The sequence below is a fragment of the Streptomyces sp. NBC_01264 genome (assembly GCF_026340675.1).
Classification (GTDB): domain Bacteria; phylum Actinomycetota; class Actinomycetes; order Streptomycetales; family Streptomycetaceae; genus Streptomyces.
The window spans coordinates 5,497,623-5,517,746 of sequence record NZ_JAPEOX010000001.1 but is presented as its reverse complement, the minus strand read 5'-3'; the positions used below and the strand labels follow the sequence as shown (position 1 = coordinate 5,517,746).

The following is a 20,124-nucleotide window of genomic DNA, read 5'->3' as shown; positions in this document are numbered from 1 at the left end:
CTGCGGGTGCGTTCTGCGTGTCCCGCCTGCTGACAAGAACCACGTTACGAACCCTTGCGGTCAGTTCCTGTCCGCAATCACCGGAGTCACTGATTTTCCTGCCGGACCGGCGGGAGTTCCTTCTGCGGCTTGGGGAGCAGGGCCTTCTTCAGGTCCTGGGCGCCCTTCTCGTCGAGGCCGTACATCGCCTCGTAGATCTTGCGGACGGCCGGTCCCGAGGCCCCGGAGCCGGTGCCGCCCTGGGAGATGGTCATGACGATCGCGTAGTCCTCGGTGTAGGAGGCGAACCACGAGGTGGTCTGCTTGCCCTGGACCTCGGCCGTACCGGTCTTCGCGTGCATCGGGATCTGCTTCTGCGGCCAGCCGCCGAACCGCCAGGCCGCGCTGCCGGTGGTGGCCACGTCGGCGAGGGCCCCGTCGATGTCGTTGCGGAGCTTGGAGTTCATAGGGAGCTTGCCCTGCTCCTTGGGGGCGATCTCCTTGACCGAGGTCCCGTCGGCGCTGACCACGGCCTTGCCGATGCCGGGCTGGTGCAGGGTTCCGCCGTTGGCGATGGCCGCGTAGACGGAGGCCATCTGGATCGGGGTGACGAGGGTGTCGCCCTGGCCGATGGAGTAGTTGATCGCGTCGCCCTCGCGGAGCTGGTTGCCCTGGCGGCAGTTCTCGTAGGCGATCTTCTCGGCGTACGAGCCGTTCTTCTTGCCGTCGCGGCACCAGGCGGCCTTGTTCGCCTCGAAGAAGTCCTTCTTCCACTGGCGGTCGGGGACCCGGCCCGGGACCTCGCTGGGCAGGTCGATGCCGGTGCGCTTGCCGAGGCCGAACTCGTGGGCGGTCTTGAAGAACCAGTCGCTCGGCTTGGCCTTGGGCTTGATGCCGCCGTCCTTCTTCCACTCCTTGTCGGCGATGCCGTAGTAGACGGTGTCGCAGGAGACTTCCAGGGCCTTGCCGATGGTGATGTCGCCGTAGCCCTGGGACTCGAAGTTGGTGAAGACCTGGCTGCCGACGGAGTACGAGCTCGGGCAGCCGTAGAGCCTGTTGAAGGGGTAGCCGGCGTTGACCGCGGCCGTCGAGGAGACCACCTTGAAGATCGAGCCGGGGGCCGCCTGGCCCTGGATGGCGCGGTTCAGCAGCGGGTAGTTCGACTCCTTGTCGGTGAGGGAGGCGTAGTCCTTCGCGGAGATGCCGCCGACCCAGGCGTTCGGGTCGTAGGTCGGGTTGGAGGCCATCGCGACGACCCGGCCGGTCTTGGCCTCCATGACCACGACGGCGCCCGAGTCGGCCTCGTAGTGGCGGCCGGTGTTGTTCTTGTCGATGCCCTTGCGGGCCTCGATCATCGCGTTGTTCAGCTCGCGCTCGGCCACCGCCTGCACGCGCGAGTCGATCGAGGTCACGATGTTCGCGCCCGCCTGCGGCTTGTCGCTCACGCCCTCGCCGATGATCCGGCCGAGGTTGTCCACCTCGTAGCGGGTGATGCCCGCCTTGCCGCGGAGCTCCTTGTCGTAGGTGCGCTCCAGGCCGCTGCGGCCCACCTGGTCCGAGCGCAGGTACGGGGAGCCGGAGCCCTTCGCCTTGGTGATCTCCTCGTCGGTCACCGGGGAGAGGTAGCCGAGCACCTGGGAGGTGTTGGCGCCGTCGGGGCCGGCGTAGCGGCGCAGCGCGGTGGGCTCGGCGGTGATGCCGGGGAACTGCTCGGCGTGCTCCCGTATCTCCAGGACCTGGTCGGTCGTCGCCTCGTCCGTGATGGGGATCGGCTGGTACGGGGAGCCGTTCCAACAGGGCTTGGGGGTCTTGGCGTCGCACAGCCGGACGCCGTTGACCACGTCCTCGGGGTCGAGGCCCAGCACCCCGGCGAGATGGGTCAGGACGCCCTTGCCGCGGTCCTTCATCTTGGAGAGCTCGGTGCGGCTGGCGGAGACCACCATGCGGGTCTCGTTGTCGGCGAGCGGGACCCCGCGGGAATCCAGGATGGAGCCGCGCACGGCGGGCTGGACCACCTGCTGGGTGTTGTTGTTCTTCGCCTCGTCCGTGTACTCCTGGCCGTTGCGTATCTGGAGGTACCACAGACGCCCGCCGAGGGTCAGCAGCAGCGAGAACACCACGATCTGGATCATGACGAGCCGGTTCTGGACCCGGGGTGTGCGCCCGGTCTCCGGTATGTTGCTCAACTCGGCTCTCCCCCGGACTGGTCCTCGCCTGACCCGTCCGAGTCTAGATCCCCCGCAGGGCTAGAACGGGAACTGCGTCCGGCCGTGCTGGACCGAGATCCATTTCTGGGTGGTGAAGGCCTCGACGGTGGCGTCGCCGTTGAGGCGGCCCATGCCGGAGGCCTTCTCCCCGCCGAACGCCGCGAGCGGCTCGTCGCCGATGGTGGAGTCGTTGACGTGGATCATGCCGGTCTCGATGCGCCGCGCGAAGCGGACCCCGCGCTCGACGTCCCGCGTGTGGACGGCGCCGCTCAGCCCGTACGGGGTCGCGTTGGTGAGGCGGACCGCCTCGTCCTCGCCGTCGAAGACGACGAGCAGGGCGACGGGGCCGAAGATCTCCTGGCCGAGCAGCGGGGAGTCCTCGGGGAGTCCGGCCAGGACGGTCGGTTCGACCAGGTTGCCGCGCGTAGAGCCGCGTACGAGCGCCTGCGCTCCGGACTCGACGGCGCGGTCGACGAGCGCGGTGAGGGCGTCGGCCTGGAAGGAGTTGATCAGCGGGCCGATGTGGGTGTCGGCCTCGTGCGGGTCGCCGGTCTTCAGGGCGCGCACACGGGCGGTGAACTTCGCGGTGAACTCCTCGGCGACCGAGGCGTCGACCAGGATCCGGTTGGCGGCCATGCAGACCTGGCCCTGGTAGACGAAGCGGCTGAAGACGGCCGCGTCCACCGCGTAGTCGAGGTCGGCGTCGTCGAGGACGACCAGCGCGCTGTTGCCGCTGAGCTCCAGGACGGTCCGCTTGAAGTGGCGGGCGGCGACGGCGCCGACGTGCCGGCCGACCCGGTCGGACCCGGCGAAGGAGATGACCTTGGGGACGGGGTGGGTCAGGAGCGCGTCGCCTATCTCGGCTATGTCGGTGACCAGGACGTTGAGCAGGCCGGCCGGCAGGCCCGCCTCCTCGAAGATCTTGGCGATGACCCCGCCGCCGACGACGGGCGCGTTCTGGTTCGGCTTGATGACCACGGCGTTGCCCAGCGCCAGGGCCGGGGCGACCGACTTCAGGGTGACCAGGAAGGGGAAGTTGAAGGGGCTGATCACGGCGACGACCCCGACGGGCAGGCGCTGGATCCGGTTCTCCTTGCCCTCGACCGGCGAGGGCAGGATGCGGCCCTCGGGGCGGACGGCCAGCTGCATGGCCTCGCGGATGAACTCCATGGCGAGGTGGACCTCGTACTCGGCCTTGGGACGGGTCCCGCCGAGTTCGTCGATCATCCCCTCGACGATCTCCTTCTCGCGCTCCTCGGTGATCCGCAGGGCGCGTTCCAGGACGGCTCGTCTGGTGTAGGGGCTGGTGGCGGCCCATTCCTTCTGGGCCCGCTCGGCCGCCCGGTAGGCCAGGTCGACCTGCTCGACGGTGGCCACGGTGATGGCCGCGAGCTTCTCCCCGTTGTACGGGTTCACGTCGATGATGTCCCACGACCCGGTTCCGGCCAGCCATTCGCCGTCGATGTACTGGTGAGCCAGGTCCTCGAATATGGACATGCCATCCCTTACGTCGAACGCGCTTCCTTGCGCTGCACCGGAGACCCAGTGGTCATCTGGGTCATCGTCACGCTCTGCATATCACGGCCTGATCAGGCGTCATAGTACGTGTGCATCAAGACAGTTGAAGCAGGCCGCGCAAGAGATCGCGGGTCTGTCCGGGGTCGGGGCAGTCTGCCTGGAGGCGCAGCATCGCCCGCTCGTACTGACCCACTTCCTCGTCTTTGTCGAGGTAGAGGGCGCTGGTGAGCTGTTCCAGATAGACGACGTCCTGGAGGTCGGACTCGGGGAACCGCAGGAGGGTGAAGGCGCCGCTCTCGCCGGCGTGGCCGCCGAAGGAGAAGGGCATGACCTGGAGGTGCACGTTCGGCCGCTGCGAGATCTCGATGAGGTGCTCCAACTGACCGCGCATCACGTCCCGGTCGCCGTACGGGCGGCGCAGCGCGGCCTCGTCGAGGACGGCGTGGAAGACGGGGGCGTTCTCGGAGACGAGCACCTTCTGCCGCTCCAGGCGCAGCGCGACCCGGCGGTCGATCTCGGCCCGGCCGGCGCCGGGCATGCCGCGGCTGACCACGGCCTGGGCGTAGGCCTCGGTCTGCAACAGGCCGTGCACGAACTGCACTTCGTAGATGCGGATGAGGGAGGCGGCGCCTTCCAGGCCCACGTACGTCTGGAACCAGCCCGGCAGGACGTCGCCGTAGCTGTGCCACCAGCCGGCCACGTTGGCCTCGCGGACCAGCCCCAGGAGGGACTCCCGCTCGGTGCCGTCCGTGACTCCGTAGAGCGTGAGGAGGTCCTCGACGTCTCTGGCCTTGAAGCTCACCCTTCCCAACTCCAAGCGGCTGATCTTCGATTCGGATGCGCGGATCGAGTAACCGGCCGCCTCACGGGTGATGCCGCGGGATTCTCGGAGTCGCCTGAGCTGGGAGCCCAGGAGGATGCGGCGCACCACAGAACCACTCGCTTCTGCGGTCACGAGTCCTGCCCCTCCCCATGCGGTGGATGGATACGTACGGGCACGCGTGTACGGCTGCGCGTCCGGCTGCGTCGCAGGGGCCCCCGTGCCCCTCAAGGCCCGCAGTCTGCCACCAAAACGCATCTGCCCGTACTCGTTCTGTAACGGATTTAGCCGCGCTGTAAAAGAAGTCCGTAAGTATGCGTAGGAAGAAATGAGCAAGAACCGTCACGGGGTCGGACAGGTCCGGCGCGTGCACGTGCATCTGCCCTTGCATCCGGCTCCGGCATTCGGAACCATGGTCCCGCGCACCTGCGTGCCCCGCAGTTCTTTCGAATCCCGGGAGTGCCTCGCATGGGGACGAATGGATCGACCATGCTCGAGCCGTTACGGCAGGGGCTTCCCCCGGTCGACCCCACGGCTGTCTCCGGGTCCGCGTCCTGCGCCCTGCCCGCCCGCTTCGAAGCGGTGCGCGGTGCACGCACCTTCACGCGTTCCACCCTTTCCCAGTGGGGTCTCGACGACCGGTTCGACGACGTGTCGCTGGTCGTCTCCGAACTCGTCACCAACGCGCTGCGCCATGCCCTCCCGGACGGCTCCCGGCCGGCCGCGGGCGAGAGCGAGCCGCCGGTACGCCTGCACCTGATGCGGTGGAGCACCCGGCTGGTGTGCGCGGTGCGCGACCCCAGCGAGGACCGGCCCGGCGGGTGCTTCGCGCCGGACGCGACGGAGCGCAACAGCGACCTGGAGTCGGGACGCGGGCTCTTCCTCGTCGACTCCTACAGCGACAGCTGGGGCTGGCACCCGCTCGCGGGGCGGCTGACCGGCAAGGTGGTCTGGGCGCTGTTCACGCTCCAGGACTGAATCACCGACTGAACCACTGCATATGCCACAAACGGCCGGGACTGATCATGACGATCAATCCCGGCCGCTGCACGTGCATGGCTGATCTTCGGCTGGTGTGCAGCCTGTCTTCAGCTGATCAGGTGGTCGAACTCGCCGTCCTTGACACCCAGCAGCAGCGCTTCTATCTCGGCCGGCGTGTAGACGAGTGCCGGTCCGTCCGGAAACCGCGAGTTGCGCATGGCAACGTCGCCCCCGGGCAGTTTCGCGAACTCCACACAGGAACCTTGTGAGTTGCTGTGTCTGCTCTTCTGCCAGGTCACCCCGTCAAGCTCTGCAGCTGCCATCCCGTTGTACGCGTGGTCCACAGGAAGCCCCCGATAGTGCAGATGTCAACTGCACCGGATCATAGCTGTGTTCATGAACGCCTGCATGGGCAGATGCACGTGCACGAGCGGAGTGCAAGGCACCACTAAGCGTGACGACCTTCCCCGGACTCGGGCCGGAGCTCCGGCCGGAGTGGGGTGCGCAGCGCGTCGGAGACCTCCTCCAGGGAGGCCAGCAGCTGCCGCGCCGCCCCGCGCAGCACCCCCGGGTCGGGGGTGTCCGCGTCGGACAGCGCCGCCCGGACCCCCTCCCAGTCGGGCACCCGGCGCTCCCGTACCGCCTTCGCACCCGCCTCCGTCGCCTCGCGCAGCGCCCTGGCCAGCTCGGCCGCGCCCGGCACCGGGGGCCGGGACCGGTCCGGGAAGTGCGCCTCCAGCAGCATCGTGTGGCGGCCCATCGCGGCCAGGGCCCGGCCCGCTTCCTCGGCGGCGGCCCCGGAGATCCCGCGGTGGCGCACCGGTTCCCCCGCGGCCCGGTCCACCGCCTCCTGCCAGGCGACCCGGGCGTCGCGCAGCGCCAGCAGGGCTTCGCGCACCTCGTCGCGGTGGGCTCCGGCCGGGTCGGCGTACTGCCCGAGCACGGCTGCCGCGTACCGCCCGCCGGCGGCCACCCAGTCGGCCAGCCGGGTCCGCAGTCGCGGGGTCTCCCAGGCCGGGTAGACGGCGTAGGAGATCATCGCGAGGACCCCGCCGACCAGGGTGAGCGTGACGCGGTCCGGCACGGTCTGGTCCCAGCGCAGGCCGCCCATGCCGAGCAGGAACACGACGTAGGCGGAGACGAAGACCATCGAGACGGCGTAGCCGGTGCGCATGAAGGTGTACATCAGGCCCGCGCTGACGACGGCGAGCAGCCCGGACACGTACATCCCCGGGTGTGCGAGCTGGACCACGGCCGTCGCGAGGGCGACCCCGACCAGGGTGCCGCCGAAGCGGGCCACGGCGCGGGTGTAGGTCTGCGTGAAATCGGGCCGCATGACCATGACGGAGGTCATCGGGGCCCAGTAGGCGTGGCCGAACGGCAGCGCGTGGCCGATGCCGTAGCCGGCGCAGGCGACGGCGGTGACCCGTACGGCGTGCCGCAGGATCGGCGACCCGGGACGCAGCTCGGCCCGTACGGCGGCCAGCACCATCGGCGCGAGCGCCGGCAGGGTGGGCCGCAGCATCGACTCGTCGGGATCGACGGTGCGCCCGGAGCCCGGCTCGGCGGTGTCGAGTACGTCGTCCAGCAGGGCGGAGAGCCGGCGCGCGGCGCGCAGCGCGGCGCCCTGCAACAGGTCGGCGGTGTCGGATGCCTTGAGCACCGCCAGGGCCGGGGCGGGCAGCCGCACCGCCTCCCCGTGCCGGATCGCGGACGCGGCGGCGTCGAGCACCGACCCGGTCGCGGCGAGCAGTTCCCGGGCCCGGTCCCGCGCCGGGCCCTCGGCCGGGGCCCCGACCGCGGGATCGGCCAGCAGGGCCAGCACCGGCCGGATCCGCTCCGCGAGCCCCCGCGCGCCGTGCAGTTCGGAGGGACGGCGGCGGGCCTGGCGCGCCGTCACGGTGGCCGCGTCGCGCGCCCTCATCAGCGGCTGCGGGTCGAAGGAGGCGACCGGGTCCTGGCGCAGGCGGCGCGCGTAGTCGGCCACGGCGGCCAGCGCGTCGGCGAGGGCGTCGCGCTGGGCGCCCCACCGCCGGATGGGGAACAGGGCGATCAGCAGGGCCTGCACCACCCCGCCCGCGGCGATCATCGCGGCGTGCCCTGCGGCCTGGGGCACGGAGGTGGGCAGGGTGACGGTGACCAGCATGATCGCGACGTTGCCGGAGGCGATCATGCCGGCGGTGGGACCGGCCGACCACATCAGCCCGGCGGCGAAGCTCCAGACGGCGAGCAGCGACATGAAGGCCAGGATGTGCGAGGACCCGACGAGGTAGCCGATGAAGGTGGACACGGCCAGCGTCAGCCCCGCGGCGAGCGCGAGGACGGGCCGGGGCCGCCAGCTCTTCTGGAAGGTGGCGACGGCCGCCATGTACGCACCGAACGCGGAACTGGCGGCGGCGCCCGGCCCCAGCAGTGCGAGCCCGACGCCGACGACGATCGCGAGCCCGACGGCCGCGCGGAGCGCGAGGAGGGGTTGCAGCCGGGTCCGCTCGACCCGCAGCCCGGCCCGGGCGGTGTCCTTCAACGCCCGGACCCAGCTCATGCCCCGAGCGTAGCCCTGCCGGGTGCGGAACCCGGGAGCCCCGGCCGGACGGGCCCGCGCGTCGGGGCCGACCCCGGGAGCGTGCCGCTGCGCGGGGCGAAGTCCCCTACCCGCCCTTCCACCGTTCCCCGGGCTCCGCCCGCACCCGGTTCTCAAACGCCGGACGGGCTGGATTGCCCTGCGGGCAATCCAGCCCACCCCGGCGAAAATCCAGCCCCGCCGGCGTTTGAGGCGCGGGGTCTGGGGCGGAGCCCCAGGGAACGGGCGAAGGGCGGGTAGGGGACAGCCCCGCAGGGCAGCCGGGGCGCGGGCGTGCCCCGGGCTTCAGGTGTTCTTCAGGCTTGGCGTGATCTATGGCGCCGCCACCCGCCATGCGCCGATCATCGGCCCGACGGGCCGTTCCCGGCGCCGTCCCGGCAACCCGCCGGCACCCACCGGAAGGCGGACACACCCATGCTCAGGAACGCCCTGGAACCCTGGCACGTCGCCATCATCGTGCTCGTCTGCCTGATGGTGTTCGGCTCGAAGAAGCTCCCCGAGATGGCCCGCGGCCTGGGAAAGTCCGCCCGCATCCTGAAGGCGGAGGCCCGTGCGCTGCGCGAGGAGAACCCCGCCGAGCGCTGATCCGCGCTACTGCCGCAGGGAGGCCCGGCGGCCCTCCGCCATATGCGCCCGGTCGGCCGCCGCCGTGCCGTCCTCCCAGCCCGCGAGGTCGGTCGCCCCGCGCAACCGGGTCGTCGTGGTCCGGGGGAACATCTCCTCGGCCCGCGAGGTGACGGCCACGTCCCGGGCGACGAGGGCCGGCAGGTTGTCGGGGGCCTCGGCCACGGTGTCGGCCACCGTGTGCTCCGCCGTCTCGGCGAGGCGCTGGCCCAGCCGGCTCGCGTAGGCCAGGAGGAAGGACTGCCGGAAGGTCTTGGTGCGCTTGCGCCCACCCGCCCGCTGCCCGGCCTCCGCACGGGTCATCGCGGCGGTCCCCTGGACGAGCAGGGAGGTGTACAGCAGCTCCACCGCCTCCAGGTCGCTCTCGAAGCCGACGACGGTGGAGAACTCGTAGGCGCTGTTCCACACGGACCGGCACCGGTTCGCGCTCGCCACCGCGTCGAGCAGCACCGCCTTGGCCTCCTCGTACGGGGCCTCGACCCCGATCCGGCACGCGCCGGGTATCTGCGCCGTGCCGGACTTCACCGCGAGCAGGGCCGCGTCCACGGTGTGCCGGGCCATGAGCTCCTGCGCCTTGGCGCTGAGCGCCTCCGCCTCCTCCGGGAAGGTGGTCGCTTCGGCCTTCGCGAGCAGGGCCCGGATCCGCCCGAGCATGCGGGGCTCGATGTGCGCGTGTTCGAGTACGTCGGCCGGGTCCCCCGGCAGCGGCCCGACCGGTTCGATGGACGGCAGCCGGATCAGCAGCCGGAACACCTCCAGGACGGTCCCGGCCAGGCTGAAGCGGTCGGTGCGCTCGCGCAGCACGAGCCGTTCGCCGTACTGCGTGTCGTCCCCCCACCACACCTCGGCGTCGGTCCACCGCTCGGGCAGCCGCGCGTACCGCCGCGCCTCGGCGGCGATCAGGTCCTCGGTGATCCGCAGGTGCGTCTGCTCCAGGTCCCGGCGTACGAGCCGCAGCACGTCGGCCGGCCGCCACCCGCGCTCCCAGGCCTGGCGGACGTACTCCTCACCGCGCGCCAGCAGCGCCTGCCCGACCCCGGCCCACCGGTCCCCCTCGGCGACGAGCACCGACGCCCCGGCGTCCAGCCCGGCGTCGTCCTGGTTGTACAGCGCGGCCTCGCAGGCCCGGTCGACAATGTCTCTCACCTCTTCAGCTTGGCATGCCCTGGCAGCCGCGATCTGCGGGCGGTGGGCCAGGAGGACCGGGGTCCGGGGCGGAGCCCCGGGGAAGGGGCGAAGGGCGGGTAGGGGACTCAGCGCCCGCGCAGCGACGCACACCTGTGCCAGCGCGCCGCGCACCGGCGCTGTCAGACCCCGGTGGGACACTCGCACTCATGAGCGATCGCACTCCCCGGTGGGCCCTCGCCGAGGACGGCGACGGCCGCTGGCACGCCGCCCCCCTGGACGGGCCCACGGGCGGAGCCCGTGTCACGACCACCGACCCCGCCGAGGCGATCCGCGCCGCCCCCACCGGCACCCGCTGGGTCTGGCGGTCCACCCCGGCCGTCTATCCCCGGCTCCTCGCCGCCGGCGCCCGCGTGGACCGCTGCCACGACATCGAGGACGCCGAGCTGCTCCTGCTCGCCCACGAGGGCCGCCTCGGGGAACCCCGTTCCGCGGTCGCCGCCTGGGCCCGCCTGACGAACGCGCCCGTACCGCCCGATCCCCCGCAGCGCGCCGCGGAACCCGGCAGCCAGCACTCGCTCTTCGACCCCCGGCCCGCCCCCGTCCCGCTCGACGCCCTGATCGCCGTCCACGCCGACCAGGCGAAGCGGCAGGGCGCCACCGCCCACCCCGACCGGATGCGGCTGCTCGTGGCCTCCGAGTCGGCGGCCTTCCTCGTAGCGGCCGAGATGAACCGTGCGGGCCTGCCCTGGCGGGCCGACGTCCACCGGGCCCTGCTCACCGAGCTGCTCGGTGAGCGGTACGCGGGCCGCGGTCAGCCGCGCCGGCTCGCGGAGCTGGCCGACGAGGTCTCGGCGGCGTTCGGGCGGCGCGTGCGGCCCGATCTGGCCGCCGACGTCATCAAGGCCTTCGCGGAGGCCGGCATCAAGCTCAAGTCCACCCGCCGCTGGGAGATCCAGGACCTGGAACACCCCGCCGTGGAGCCGCTGCTCGCGTTCAAGAAGCTGTACCGGATCTACACCGCCCACGGCTGGTCCTGGCTCGCGGACTGGGTCCACGACGGCCGCTTCCGCCCGGAGTTCATCCCCGGCGGCACCTACACCGGCCGCTGGGTCACCAACGGCGGCGGCGCCCTGCAGATCCCGAAGGTGATCCGCCGCGCGGTCGTCGCCGACCCCGGCTGGCGGCTCGTCGTGGCCGACGCCGACCAGATGGAGCCCCGGGTGCTCGCCGCGATCTCCCGCGACCCCGCCTTCATGGAGGTGGCCGGCCGCCCCGAGGACCTGTACACCTCCATCTCCCGCCAGGGCTTCTCCGGCGACCGCGACATGGCCAAGATCGCCGTGCTCGGGGCGGTGTACGGGCAGACCTCCGGGGACGGCCTGAAGAACCTGGCGGCGCTGCGCCGCCGCTTCCCCCGGGCCGTGGCCTACGTGGACGACGCCGCGAAGGCGGGCGAGGAGGGGCGGCTCGTACGGACCTGGCTGGGCCGGACCTGCCCGCCGGCGGCCGAACCGGGGGACGCCGAGGAGCTCCCCGACGGCTACGTCCCCAGCTACGCCTCGACCGACGCCCGGGCGCGCGGCCGCTTCACCCGCAACTTCGTCGTGCAGGGCAGCGCCGCGGACTGGGCGCTGCTCCTGCTCGCGGCCCTGCGCCGGTCCCTCGCGGAGGCGGGGATGCGGGCCGAGCTGGTCTTCTTCCAGCACGACGAGGTCATCGTCCACTGCCCCGAGGAGGAGGCGTCGGCCGTGGTCGCGGCGATCCGCGAGGCGGGCGAGCTGGCCGGCCGCCTCACCTTCGGCGAGACCCCGGTCCGCTTCCCGTTCACCACGGCCGTCGTGGAGTGCTACGCGGACGCGAAGTAGCCCGGAGGCGAAGGAGCGCGTACGCGAAGCAGCGCCGATCGCTCCTACCGACCGTACTCCGAAGCCACCTTGGGGCTCGTCGCGAGCTCCTTCATCCGCGCCAGGGTCAGCACCGGCTCCTTGCGGGTCGCCGCCGTCCTCTGGCTCTCGGCGTTGAACGCGGACACGATCACCCGGGTCCCGTTCGGGAGCAGCGCCTCGGCGCTCCACCAGACGACGCCGGCCCCGCCCTTCTCCCCGGCCTGCTGCCGGGTCAGGACCTTCGTTCCGCTCGGCAGCGTCTCGGCGGACGTGAACAGGTCGGCCCACATGTTCGGCTCCTTGGGGCTGGCCGGCTGGATCTGGAGGGAGACCAGCGACTTGCCCTTGCCCTCGTCGAGGACCAGGTAGCCCAGATCGGACCCGTCCTCGTCGCGGCTCACGACCGGGATGCCGTCCAGGCGCAGCAGCTCCTCCAGGGTGGCCACCGCCTTCGCCCCCGCGTAGGGCCGCGAGGAGGCCGACCCGGACGACTCGGCGGGCGCAGCGGGAAGGTCGTTGAGGGCCGGGTGCCACAGCGGCGAGGTCACGAGCGCCTGGAGCTGCGCGAGGGACAGCGGCGGCGTCGGCCGGCTGATCGGCGAGTCCTTCTCCGTCGCCGAGTTCCACTCCTGGGCGTCGATGAGGAACCCCTGCGGGGTGACCACCGTGGCGCGCCAGCACTTGGTGTCCACGCGGCGGTCGGGGTACTCGTAGCCCTTGAAGAGCAGCAGCCGCGACCCGTCCTCGAGCTTCTTGGAGGAGCAACTTTCGTATTCCAGGGTGACCTTGGCGGGGCACTTCACCATGTCGTCGGCCATCTGCCCCGTCGGGTCCACCCGGCTGAGGCTGAAGCCGATGCGGCCCTTGCCGTCGCCGTCGTCGAAGGCCCCGGTCACCATCGGGCCCTCGTCCGTGCCCCTGGCCTCGATGTCGCTGAGTTCACCTTGCGGCAGCAGCTGCTTGAGCACTCCGGTCAGCTGATCGGCCGTGACGGCCCCGGTGCCGGCACGGTCTCGGCCCGGCGCCGGCACCGGCGGCTGCGGTGCGGGCGGCTCGGGCGAGGACGCCACGTTCGACCCGCCCGCGCCGCTCGACCAGAGCAGCCCGTTCGCATAGGCCCCGGCGGTGCCGATCAGGGCCAGGGCGAGCGCCGAACCGCCGGCCACGGCGGCCCGGCGACGGGCCACCATGCGCCGCCCGCGCCGCTCCCCGGCGTCCACGAGGCCGAGCCCTTCGGGCGTGAAGCCGTCACCCGTACGCCGGAGGGCTTCGGCGAGCTCATCTTCAAAGGGCATGCGGAATCAGACCTTCCGTCCAAAGGGATCACGGGATGAGATGGGTAGAGCGGAGAGGGTGTGCACGCGCGCGGAGGCCGGACTCAGCGCCCCGCGAACTCCGCCAGCGAACCGCCGAGTTGCTCCCGCAGCCGGGACAGCGCGCGCGAGCTGCGGGTCCGTACCGCCGCCGAGCTGACGTTCATCGCGTCGGCGGTCTCCTCGACGCTGCGGTCCTCCCAGTACCGCAGCACCAGGACCGCCCGGTCCTTCGGCGCCAGCCGCCCCAGCGCCTCCAGCAGCGTCAGCCGCAGCACGGGATCGCCGCCGGCCGGCGCGCCCGCGTCGGGGAACTCCCCGACCGGGCGCTCCCCCGCCGACCGGCGGCGCTGGTGCGTCAGGAAGGCACGCACCAGCACGGTTTGCGCGTACGCCGCCGGATTGTCGATCCGCGCGACGCGCGCCCAGAGGAGGTACATCCGGCCGAGGGTCTCCTGTACGAGATCCTCCGCGAGATGGGTGTCACCGCTCGTCAGCAGACAGGCCGACCGGTACAAGTGCGCCGATCTGCCCGTCGCGAACTCACGGAACCCATCTCTGCGTCCGTCCCCCATCCGCTCCCCCTCGCGTCCGTCTCACCCCAATGACGCGACGGGAACGCGGAATGTTTCAGTCGATCTCAAACTGATGCGACTGATCCGCCTGATGCGGAGGAGCCCGTCTCGGAGAGGTCGTGGAAGTACATGTGGAACTCCTCCCGGACGAACCCCTCCGCCTCGTACAGCCCCTGCGCGACGAGGTTGTCGTACGCCGTCTCCAGCTGCACGCCCGAGACCCCGGCCTCCCGCGCCCGGCGCAGCACCTCGCGCAGCAGCGCGCGGCCGGCGCCCGTACGGCGGCCGGCGGGGGCCACGTACAGGTCGCCCAGGAGCCACGCGGGCTTCATGGCCAGCGAGGAGTACATCGGGTAGACCTGCGTGAAGCCGACCGTGCCCGCACCCGGGACCTCGGCGAGCAGGATGAAGGAGTCCCCGCCCGCCAGCCGCTCCGCCAGGAAGGCGCGCGGGCGCTCCGGGTCCTCGATCTCCACCTCGTAGAACTCCAGGTAGCCGCGGAAGAGCTCGGCGGCGGTGTCCAGATCCGCTTCGCCCGCCTCGCGCAGGACCACCTTGCCCGGGTCCGCCGCCACCTGGGCCGCGCCCGCCGTGTTCCGACCGTTCATATCGTTCTCCCTCGTCCACTCCCGCGCGCCGGAGCCATTGTGCGCGGGCGAGGCGGGTGCGGCGGACGGAGCCTGCGCCCGGGGGCGGCGGCCCGCCCCCGTGGTCAGTGGTTCTCGTCCCCGGTGACGGGCTGGGCCGGCAGCGTGTAGACGTGTTCCGGGGTCACGATCTTGGTGATCGCCTCGCCGAACAGCGTGCTCGGCTCCTCGCCCTCGGCGGAGATGTCGGTGTTGATCAGCACCACCAGGGTGGCTTTGGACTGCTCCGGGCTGTAGACGGTCAGCGACTGGTAGCCGGGCAGCGATCCGTTGTGCCCGATCCACCCCTGGACGTTGAAGATCCCCAGTCCGTAGCCGGTGCCCGGCAGGGCCGGTACGACGTCGAGCCTTTCGGCCTGGGTGGCGGGGGTGAGCAGCTCACCCGTGGCCAGCACCTTGGCCCACTGCCGCAGGTCCGTGAGGTCGGAGATCATCGCTCCGGCGGCCCAGCCCCAGGAGGGGTTCCAGTCGGCCGCGTCCTCGGTCTTCCCCGAGGCGGTCTGGTCCGTGTAGCCCTGGGCGTGCGGGGCCGGGAACTCGGCGCCGGTCGGGAAGAGGGTGTTCTTCAGCCCGGCGGGCTCGACGACCTCCTCGGTGATGTAGTCGGCGAGCGTCTGCCCGCTGATCTTCTCCACGACGAGCCCGATCAGGATCAGGTTGGTGTTGCAGTAGTCGAACTCCGCGTTCGGCTCGAAGAGCACCGGGTGCTTGAAGGAGTAGGCGAGCAGCTCCTGCGGGTGAAGGGCCGCTCGGGATCGCTGGTCAGCGCCTTGTAGAAGTCCTCGTCGGCCGAGTAGTTGAACAGCCCGCTGCGCATGCCCGCCAGCTCGCGCAGCGTGATCCGGTCACCGTTGGGGAAACCTTCGACGTACTTGCCGATGGGGTCGTCCAGCCCGATCCTGCCCTCGTCGACCAGCTTCAGCATCGCGGTCACGGTGAAGGTCTTGGTCTCGCTGCCGATCCGCATGTTGAGGCGGTCGGTCATGGACGCATCGGTGGCCTTGTCGGCCGTGCCGAAGGCCCGTACGTACTCCCCCTTGCCCGGAGCCGACAGCGCCACTTGCACCCCGGGCACCTCGGCCTCGTCCATCACCTTCAGGATGGCGTCGTCCAACTGCCGCGCCACGGCGGGGGTGAGCTGCGGAAACTCGTCGGAGACGGCCGCACTGCTCGCCGCCGGAGGTGCCGGCACGTCCACGGCGTACCCGATGCCGGCCCCCACGGGCACCATCAGGAGCCCCGCGGCGGCCGCTCCCACAGCCGCCCTGCGCAACCGTGTCGTGCTCACCCGTCCAACGTAGCCCCGGTGCGGGGGCCGGGCGACCCGGAGGGCCGGTACCCCAGTACGGTGTGAGGCCCCGGCCCAACTGGGCTTTCGCCGACGGGAAAGGATTGTTTGCCGGCATGGGATGCGATACGCGCATGCTGGAGCGATCCGCGATCCGCGATCCGCGATCCGCGATCCGCGATCCGCGATCCGCGATCCGCGATCCGCGATCCGCGATCCGCGATCCGCGATCCGCGATCCGCGATCCGCGATCCGCGATCCGCGATCCGCGACGGTGATTCGGGCGGCGGGCACGTAGTTTTCCGGGGTGGCCATGAACACCACCCCGCCTAGCCCGGCCGCCCCGGCCGAAACCGGCACCGGGTCGGAACCCGGCACCGGCCAGGGCCCCCGCACCGATCGCTGGGCCACGTTCCACGCCGACCGCACCCTGGTCGTCGCCGCCCGTACGGTCACCTCGACCGTCCGCGTCCTGGAATGCCTGCCCGCCCTCGTCCGCGACGACGGCCGGATCTCCGTGGTGTTCGCCCACGACCCCACCTCCGCCTTCGGCGAAGGGGTCCTCGACCTCCTCCACGACGCCGGCTGCCGCGTGATCCCCTGGGACCGGATCCCCGAAGCCGCACCCGACCTGATCCTCTCCGCGAGCGAGAACATCGAGGTCCCGGCGGGCGACTGCCCCGTCCTCGTCCTCCCGCACGGCATCGGCTTCCAGAAGCTGGTCCCCGATTCCCGCGCCGACCGCGTCCGGCTCTCCGGGCTCGTCCCGGACGCGCTCCTCGAAGCCGGCCGGGCCTGGCTCGCCGTCTCCCACCCCGGCCAGGAGGAACAGCTCCTCGCCGCGCATCCCAAGACCGCCGGTCACACCCTCCTCGTCGGCGACCCCTGCTACGACGAGCTCCTCGCGGGCCTGGCCCGGCGCCCCGCGCACCGGCGGGCCCTCGGGGTGCCGGACGACCGGCGGCTCGTCGTGGTCAGCTCCACCTGGGCCCGGTCCTCCCTCATCGGCCAGGACCCGAAGCTGCCCGCCCGGCTGCTCGCCGCGCTGCCGTACGACGAGTACCGGGTCGCTCTGGTCCTCCACCCGAACATCTGGTCCCGGCACGGCGCCTGGCAGCTGCGCACCTCCCAGCTGGCCTCCGCGCTCGCCGCCGGTCTGATCCTGGTGCCGCCCGTCCACGACTGGCGGTCCGCCCTCGTCGCCGCCGACCTGGTGATCGGCGACCACGGCTCCGTGACCCTGTACGGAGCCGCCCTCGGCACACCCGTCCTGCTCGGCGCCTTCGGCGAGGAGTCCGTCCCCGGCACCGCCGCCGCCTCGCTCGCCCGGCTCGCGCCCCGCCTGGAGCCCGGAGCGGGGGGTACGGAGCTGGCGGCGACGGTCGCAGCCGCCGTCGAGGGGTACGAGCCCGGGCGCTACGTCCCCGTCGCGCGGCAGGCCTTCGCCGAGCCGGGGCGGGCCCACGCCCGGCTGCGCGGCGCCCTGTACCGGCTGCTCCGGCTGGCCGAGCCGGATTCCGCCCCGCCCTGCGCGCCCTCCCTCCCGCTCCCCGAGCCACCCCGGGCCACGCCCTGCACCGCGTGGTGGGTGACCACCGGGGGCGGCTCCGGTGTCACCGGGCCCGGCGCCGGGCCGATCGCGGTGCGCCGCTTCCCGGCGGCGGCCGGGGAACCGGCCCCCGGGGACGGCTCCGGGACCGGCTCCACCCATCTCGCCTGTGAGGACACCGAGCCGGACCGGCACCTGGCGGAGAGTGCGTCCGTCGTGCTCGGCCGCGCTGCGGGGGATCCGGCGGGGTGGGTCGCGGACACCCTGGCGGCCTGGCCCGGCGCGGCCTTGGCGGCGGTCACGGCGGAGCCCGGCGCCGTTCTCGTCGGACTGCGCGACGGCCGGACCCTGGCCGTCGAAGGCTCCGGGGACCCGGGGCTCGCCGCGGCCGCCGTGTACGCCTGCCTGCGCTCGGGCCCGCCCCTCGCCGACGCGGAGGTGACCCTGCGGCTGGGGACGGTCCCGGGGCAGGGCCTCGTACGACTACGACTGCGCCTAAGCCTCCAGGGCGGCGCGCAGCCGCTCCCGTAGGGCCTCCGCGAGGGGGCTGCCGCCCGCCTCGTGGATCTCCAGGGCCCGTGCCAGGTCCGCCGCGAGGTCGGACCGGTCGCCGCCCGGCCGCTCCGCCATGTCGGCGAGGGCCAGGAGGGCCTCGGCCTCGTAGTGCGTGGCCCCCTGCTCCGCCAGCGCCCGTACCGCCTGGCGCAGTACGGCCACCGCCCGCGCGCTCTCCCCGAGCCGGTCGTGGGCCCGGCCCAGGGCGACGGCCGCCCGGGCCGCCATCCGCCGGTCCGGTTCCGCTCCGGCGAGGAACGCCTCCCGCGCCCGGGTCAGCGTCTCCAGCGCCCGGGCCGGATCCCCGGCGGCGTCCTGGGCGCAGCCGAGGAAGAACAGCGCGATGGCCGCGCCCCGGGCCTCACCGGCCTCGGTGTTCAGCGCCAGCGAGCGCTCGTACGCCTCGATGGCGCGGACCGGCTCGACGCGGTCCAGGTAGCGGCCGAGGAACTCCATGACCGAGGCCCGCAGCACGGTCCGGCCGGACACCTCGGCGCAGGCCACGGCCTTGTCCAGCTCGGTGCGGGCCCGCGCCGCCTCCCCCAGGTCCATCAGCGGCCGCGACAGCATGCTGCGCAGCCGCGCCTCGGCGGCCGGTACGAGATCCTCGGCGGCGGCCTCGGCGCCCAGTTCGAGGGATTCCCGCCAGTCCCCCAGGTGGCGGCGGTACAGGAACAGCGCCGTGAAGCCCTCCGCGAGCTGCCATACGGGCGTGCGCAGTCCGAGCGCGGAGGCCTCGCGGAGCAGGGCGACGATGCCGGCCCGCTCGGCCTCCAGCCACTCCAGGGCCCTCGCCCGGCCGTCCGCCCCGCCGGGGAAGGGGCTCGGCTCCGGACCGGGGTCGAAGTCCGCGATGCGCAGCCGCTCGGCGCGGACGGCCCGGTCGGCGTGCCCGACGCGCACGACGTAGTGGCGCGCGACCCGCTCCACGAGGTCCCGGTGGCCCCCGGGGCCCTCCTCGGCCGCGGCGCGCTCGCGTGCGTGCAGCCGTACGAGGTCGTGCAGGTGGTAGCGGCCCTGCCCGGCCGGCCCGTACTCCAGGAGGCGCGCGTCCTGGAGTACGTCGAGCAGTGACTCGGTCTCCCGCACGCCGAGCCCCGCGGCGGCGGCGGCCGTGGCGGCGTCGAAGCTCCGGCCGGGCAGCAGGCCCAGCAGGCGGTACAACCGGGCTTCCTCGGGCTCCAGTTGGAGGTAGGCGGAATCGAAGACGGCGGACACGGACACCGTGCGCTCCCCTCGGAGGGACATCGCGGTCAGCCGGCGGGACTCGTCGGCCAGTTCGTCGGCGAGGCCCGCCGGGGTCAGCCGGCGGGTGGCCAGCAGCCGGGCCGCCACGATGTGCAGGGCGACGGGCAGACCGCCGCACAGTGCGACGAGCCGCTCGGCCGCCCCGGGTTCGGCGGCGGTCACCCGCTCCCCGCAGCGGTCGGCGAGAATCAGCAGCGCGCTCGCGGTGTCCAGCGGCTCCAGGTCCAGCGGTACGGCCCCGTCGGCGAAGAGTTCCGTGAGCCGGGCGCTGCTGCTCGTGACCACCAGGGCGCTGCCCGCACCCTGTGGCATCAGGGCCCTGACCTGCGCGGGGTCGCTGACGTCGTCGAGCATGAGCAGCATCCGGCGGCCCTGGGACCGCTTGCGGTACAGCCGGGTGCGCTCGGCCAGGGAGTGCGGGAGGTAGTCCTCCCCGACCCCCAGGGACCGCAGGCACATCCCGACGGCGGCCGAGACGTCCGCGCCGCCGGACGGACCGCGCAGGGCGGCGAAGTCCACGTAGAGCTGCCCGTCCGGGAACCGGGGCCGCGACCGGTGCGCCCAGCGGGTCGCCGTCGCGGTCTTGCCGACACCGGGCGTGCCGCCGAGCAGGAGCACGCCGACGTGGTCGGTGCCTTCGGGGATCAGCCCGTCGATCGCGGCCAGTTCGCCGGTGCGGTTGTGGAAGCGGGTGCGCAGCGCGGGGATCTCGTCGGGCACCTCGGGGGTTTCCGGAGCCGTCACGTGGTAGTTCACGCCGCCGTTGATGACGGCGCCCTGGTAGAGGCCGTACTGCGCGCCGGAGTTGACCACGAGGCCCGGCTGTCCGCCTGCGTGGCGCGGTCCGCCGAGTTCGCCGAGGAGCGCCCGCAGTTCCGCCTCGGCCCCGGGTCGTTCCAGGAGTACGCGCAGCAGTCCGCCGCGCCACGCGTCCCGGCCGCCCTCGGCGAGTCCGTCGACGACGGCGAGCTCCGCCGGGCCCGCGGCCCCTTCGGCGAGCGCTTCGGCTTCCCCGGCGGCTTCCCCGGTGGCCGCCTCCCCGGTGGCCGCCGCGTCCGCCTCCCCGCCCCGCCGGCCGAAGAAGCCCGCGAGCCGGCCCTTGGCCGACTCCCAGCCGTCGGAGACCGCCAGTCCCACGAACTGCGCGGCCGCCGCCGCGGCCAGCGCCGCCAACTCCTCCACAGAGCCCCCCCTCACGCGTCGCCACCGGCCGGCTCCACGGTAA

At 72.7% G+C, this 20,124-nt stretch carries 14 protein-coding genes and 2 pseudogenes; 5 read left to right on the top strand and 11 right to left on the bottom strand.

What is annotated here, in order from left to right; genetic code table 11:
• Positions 1-95: 95 nt before the first annotated feature.
• The 3 genes and pseudogenes from mrdA to OG435_RS25815 all read right to left on the bottom strand — a co-directional run.
• Positions 96-2,165, bottom strand: a pseudogene (mrdA, locus tag OG435_RS25825) (penicillin-binding protein 2); the annotation flags it as partial.
• Between the two features lie 60 nt (positions 2,166-2,225).
• Positions 2,226-3,683 (bottom strand): aldehyde dehydrogenase family protein, encoded by a 1,458-nt coding sequence (locus OG435_RS25820; RefSeq protein WP_266880201.1) that lies wholly within the window; start codon positions 3,681-3,683, stop codon positions 2,226-2,228.
• Between the two features lie 115 nt (positions 3,684-3,798).
• Positions 3,799-4,659: a helix-turn-helix domain-containing protein gene (locus tag OG435_RS25815; RefSeq protein WP_430625683.1), complete on the bottom strand. Its 861-nt coding sequence runs from the start codon at positions 4,657-4,659 to the stop codon at positions 3,799-3,801.
• A 333-nt stretch (positions 4,660-4,992) separates the two neighbouring features.
• Between OG435_RS25815 and OG435_RS25810 the strand changes: the two genes are divergently transcribed.
• Positions 4,993-5,502 carry an ATP-binding protein gene (locus tag OG435_RS25810; RefSeq protein WP_266880199.1) on the top strand — a complete coding sequence of 170 codons (510 nt, stop codon included), beginning with the start codon at positions 4,993-4,995 and terminating at the stop codon, positions 5,500-5,502.
• Positions 5,503-5,612: 110 nt separating this feature from the next.
• Here OG435_RS25810 and OG435_RS25805 read toward each other — a convergent pair whose 3' ends face one another.
• Together OG435_RS25805 and OG435_RS25800 are read right to left on the bottom strand one after the other, a co-directional pair.
• The gene (locus tag OG435_RS25805) at positions 5,613-5,849 is read right to left on the bottom strand and encodes a DUF397 domain-containing protein (protein ID WP_112450436.1); all 237 of its coding nucleotides are present in this window, start codon (positions 5,847-5,849) and stop codon (positions 5,613-5,615) included.
• A gap of 104 nt (positions 5,850-5,953) precedes the next feature.
• A complete protein-coding gene (locus tag OG435_RS25800) occupies positions 5,954-8,047 on the bottom strand; it encodes an FUSC family protein (RefSeq protein ID WP_266880196.1) in 2,094 nt (697 codons plus the stop codon).
• 453 nt (positions 8,048-8,500) lie between these two features.
• Here OG435_RS25800 and tatA point away from each other — a divergent pair, with 453 nt between their 5' ends.
• Positions 8,501-8,671 (top strand): Sec-independent protein translocase subunit TatA, encoded by a 171-nt coding sequence (tatA, locus tag OG435_RS25795; RefSeq protein ID WP_266880194.1) that lies wholly within the window; start codon positions 8,501-8,503, stop codon positions 8,669-8,671.
• Between the two features lie 6 nt (positions 8,672-8,677).
• On the opposite strand, the gene OG435_RS25790 is transcribed toward tatA, so the two are convergent.
• Positions 8,678-9,856, bottom strand: coding sequence for a DUF2786 domain-containing protein (locus OG435_RS25790; RefSeq protein ID WP_266880192.1), 1,179 nt, complete (start codon positions 9,854-9,856; stop codon positions 8,678-8,680).
• Between the two features lie 188 nt (positions 9,857-10,044).
• Here OG435_RS25790 and OG435_RS25785 point away from each other — a divergent pair, with 188 nt between their 5' ends.
• Positions 10,045-11,703 carry a bifunctional 3'-5' exonuclease/DNA polymerase gene (locus OG435_RS25785; protein WP_266880190.1) on the top strand — a complete coding sequence of 553 codons (1,659 nt, stop codon included), beginning with the start codon at positions 10,045-10,047 and terminating at the stop codon, positions 11,701-11,703.
• 44 nt (positions 11,704-11,747) lie between these two features.
• Here OG435_RS25785 and OG435_RS25780 read toward each other — a convergent pair whose 3' ends face one another.
• The 4 genes and pseudogenes from OG435_RS25780 to OG435_RS25765 form a co-directional block, all read right to left on the bottom strand.
• Complete coding sequence (locus OG435_RS25780) at positions 11,748-13,019, bottom strand: hypothetical protein (protein ID WP_266880188.1); 1,272 nt, start codon at positions 13,017-13,019, stop codon at positions 11,748-11,750.
• A gap of 83 nt (positions 13,020-13,102) precedes the next feature.
• A complete protein-coding gene (locus tag OG435_RS25775; RefSeq protein ID WP_266880186.1) occupies positions 13,103-13,612 on the bottom strand; it encodes a SigE family RNA polymerase sigma factor in 510 nt (169 codons plus the stop codon).
• A gap of 65 nt (positions 13,613-13,677) precedes the next feature.
• Positions 13,678-14,220: a GNAT family N-acetyltransferase gene (locus OG435_RS25770; RefSeq protein ID WP_266880184.1), complete on the bottom strand. Its 543-nt coding sequence runs from the start codon at positions 14,218-14,220 to the stop codon at positions 13,678-13,680.
• Positions 14,221-14,324: 104 nt separating this feature from the next.
• Positions 14,325-15,490 (bottom strand): annotated as a pseudogene (locus tag OG435_RS25765) (serine hydrolase domain-containing protein).
• Between the two features lie 191 nt (positions 15,491-15,681).
• On the opposite strand from OG435_RS25765, the gene OG435_RS25760 reads away from it, so the two are divergent.
• Together OG435_RS25760 and OG435_RS25755 are read left to right on the top strand one after the other, a co-directional pair.
• Complete coding sequence (locus tag OG435_RS25760; protein WP_266880181.1) at positions 15,682-15,825, top strand: hypothetical protein; 144 nt, start codon at positions 15,682-15,684, stop codon at positions 15,823-15,825.
• 35 nt (positions 15,826-15,860) lie between these two features.
• Complete coding sequence (locus OG435_RS25755) at positions 15,861-17,627, top strand: hypothetical protein (protein WP_266882060.1); 1,767 nt, start codon at positions 15,861-15,863, stop codon at positions 17,625-17,627.
• Here OG435_RS25755 and OG435_RS25750 read toward each other — a convergent pair.
• Positions 17,592-20,081, bottom strand: a complete 2,490-nt coding sequence (locus OG435_RS25750; RefSeq protein ID WP_266880180.1) for an ATP-binding protein — start codon at positions 20,079-20,081, stop codon at positions 17,592-17,594. The genes OG435_RS25755 and OG435_RS25750 overlap by 36 nt on opposite strands.
• Between the last annotated feature and the right edge of the window lie 43 nt (positions 20,082-20,124).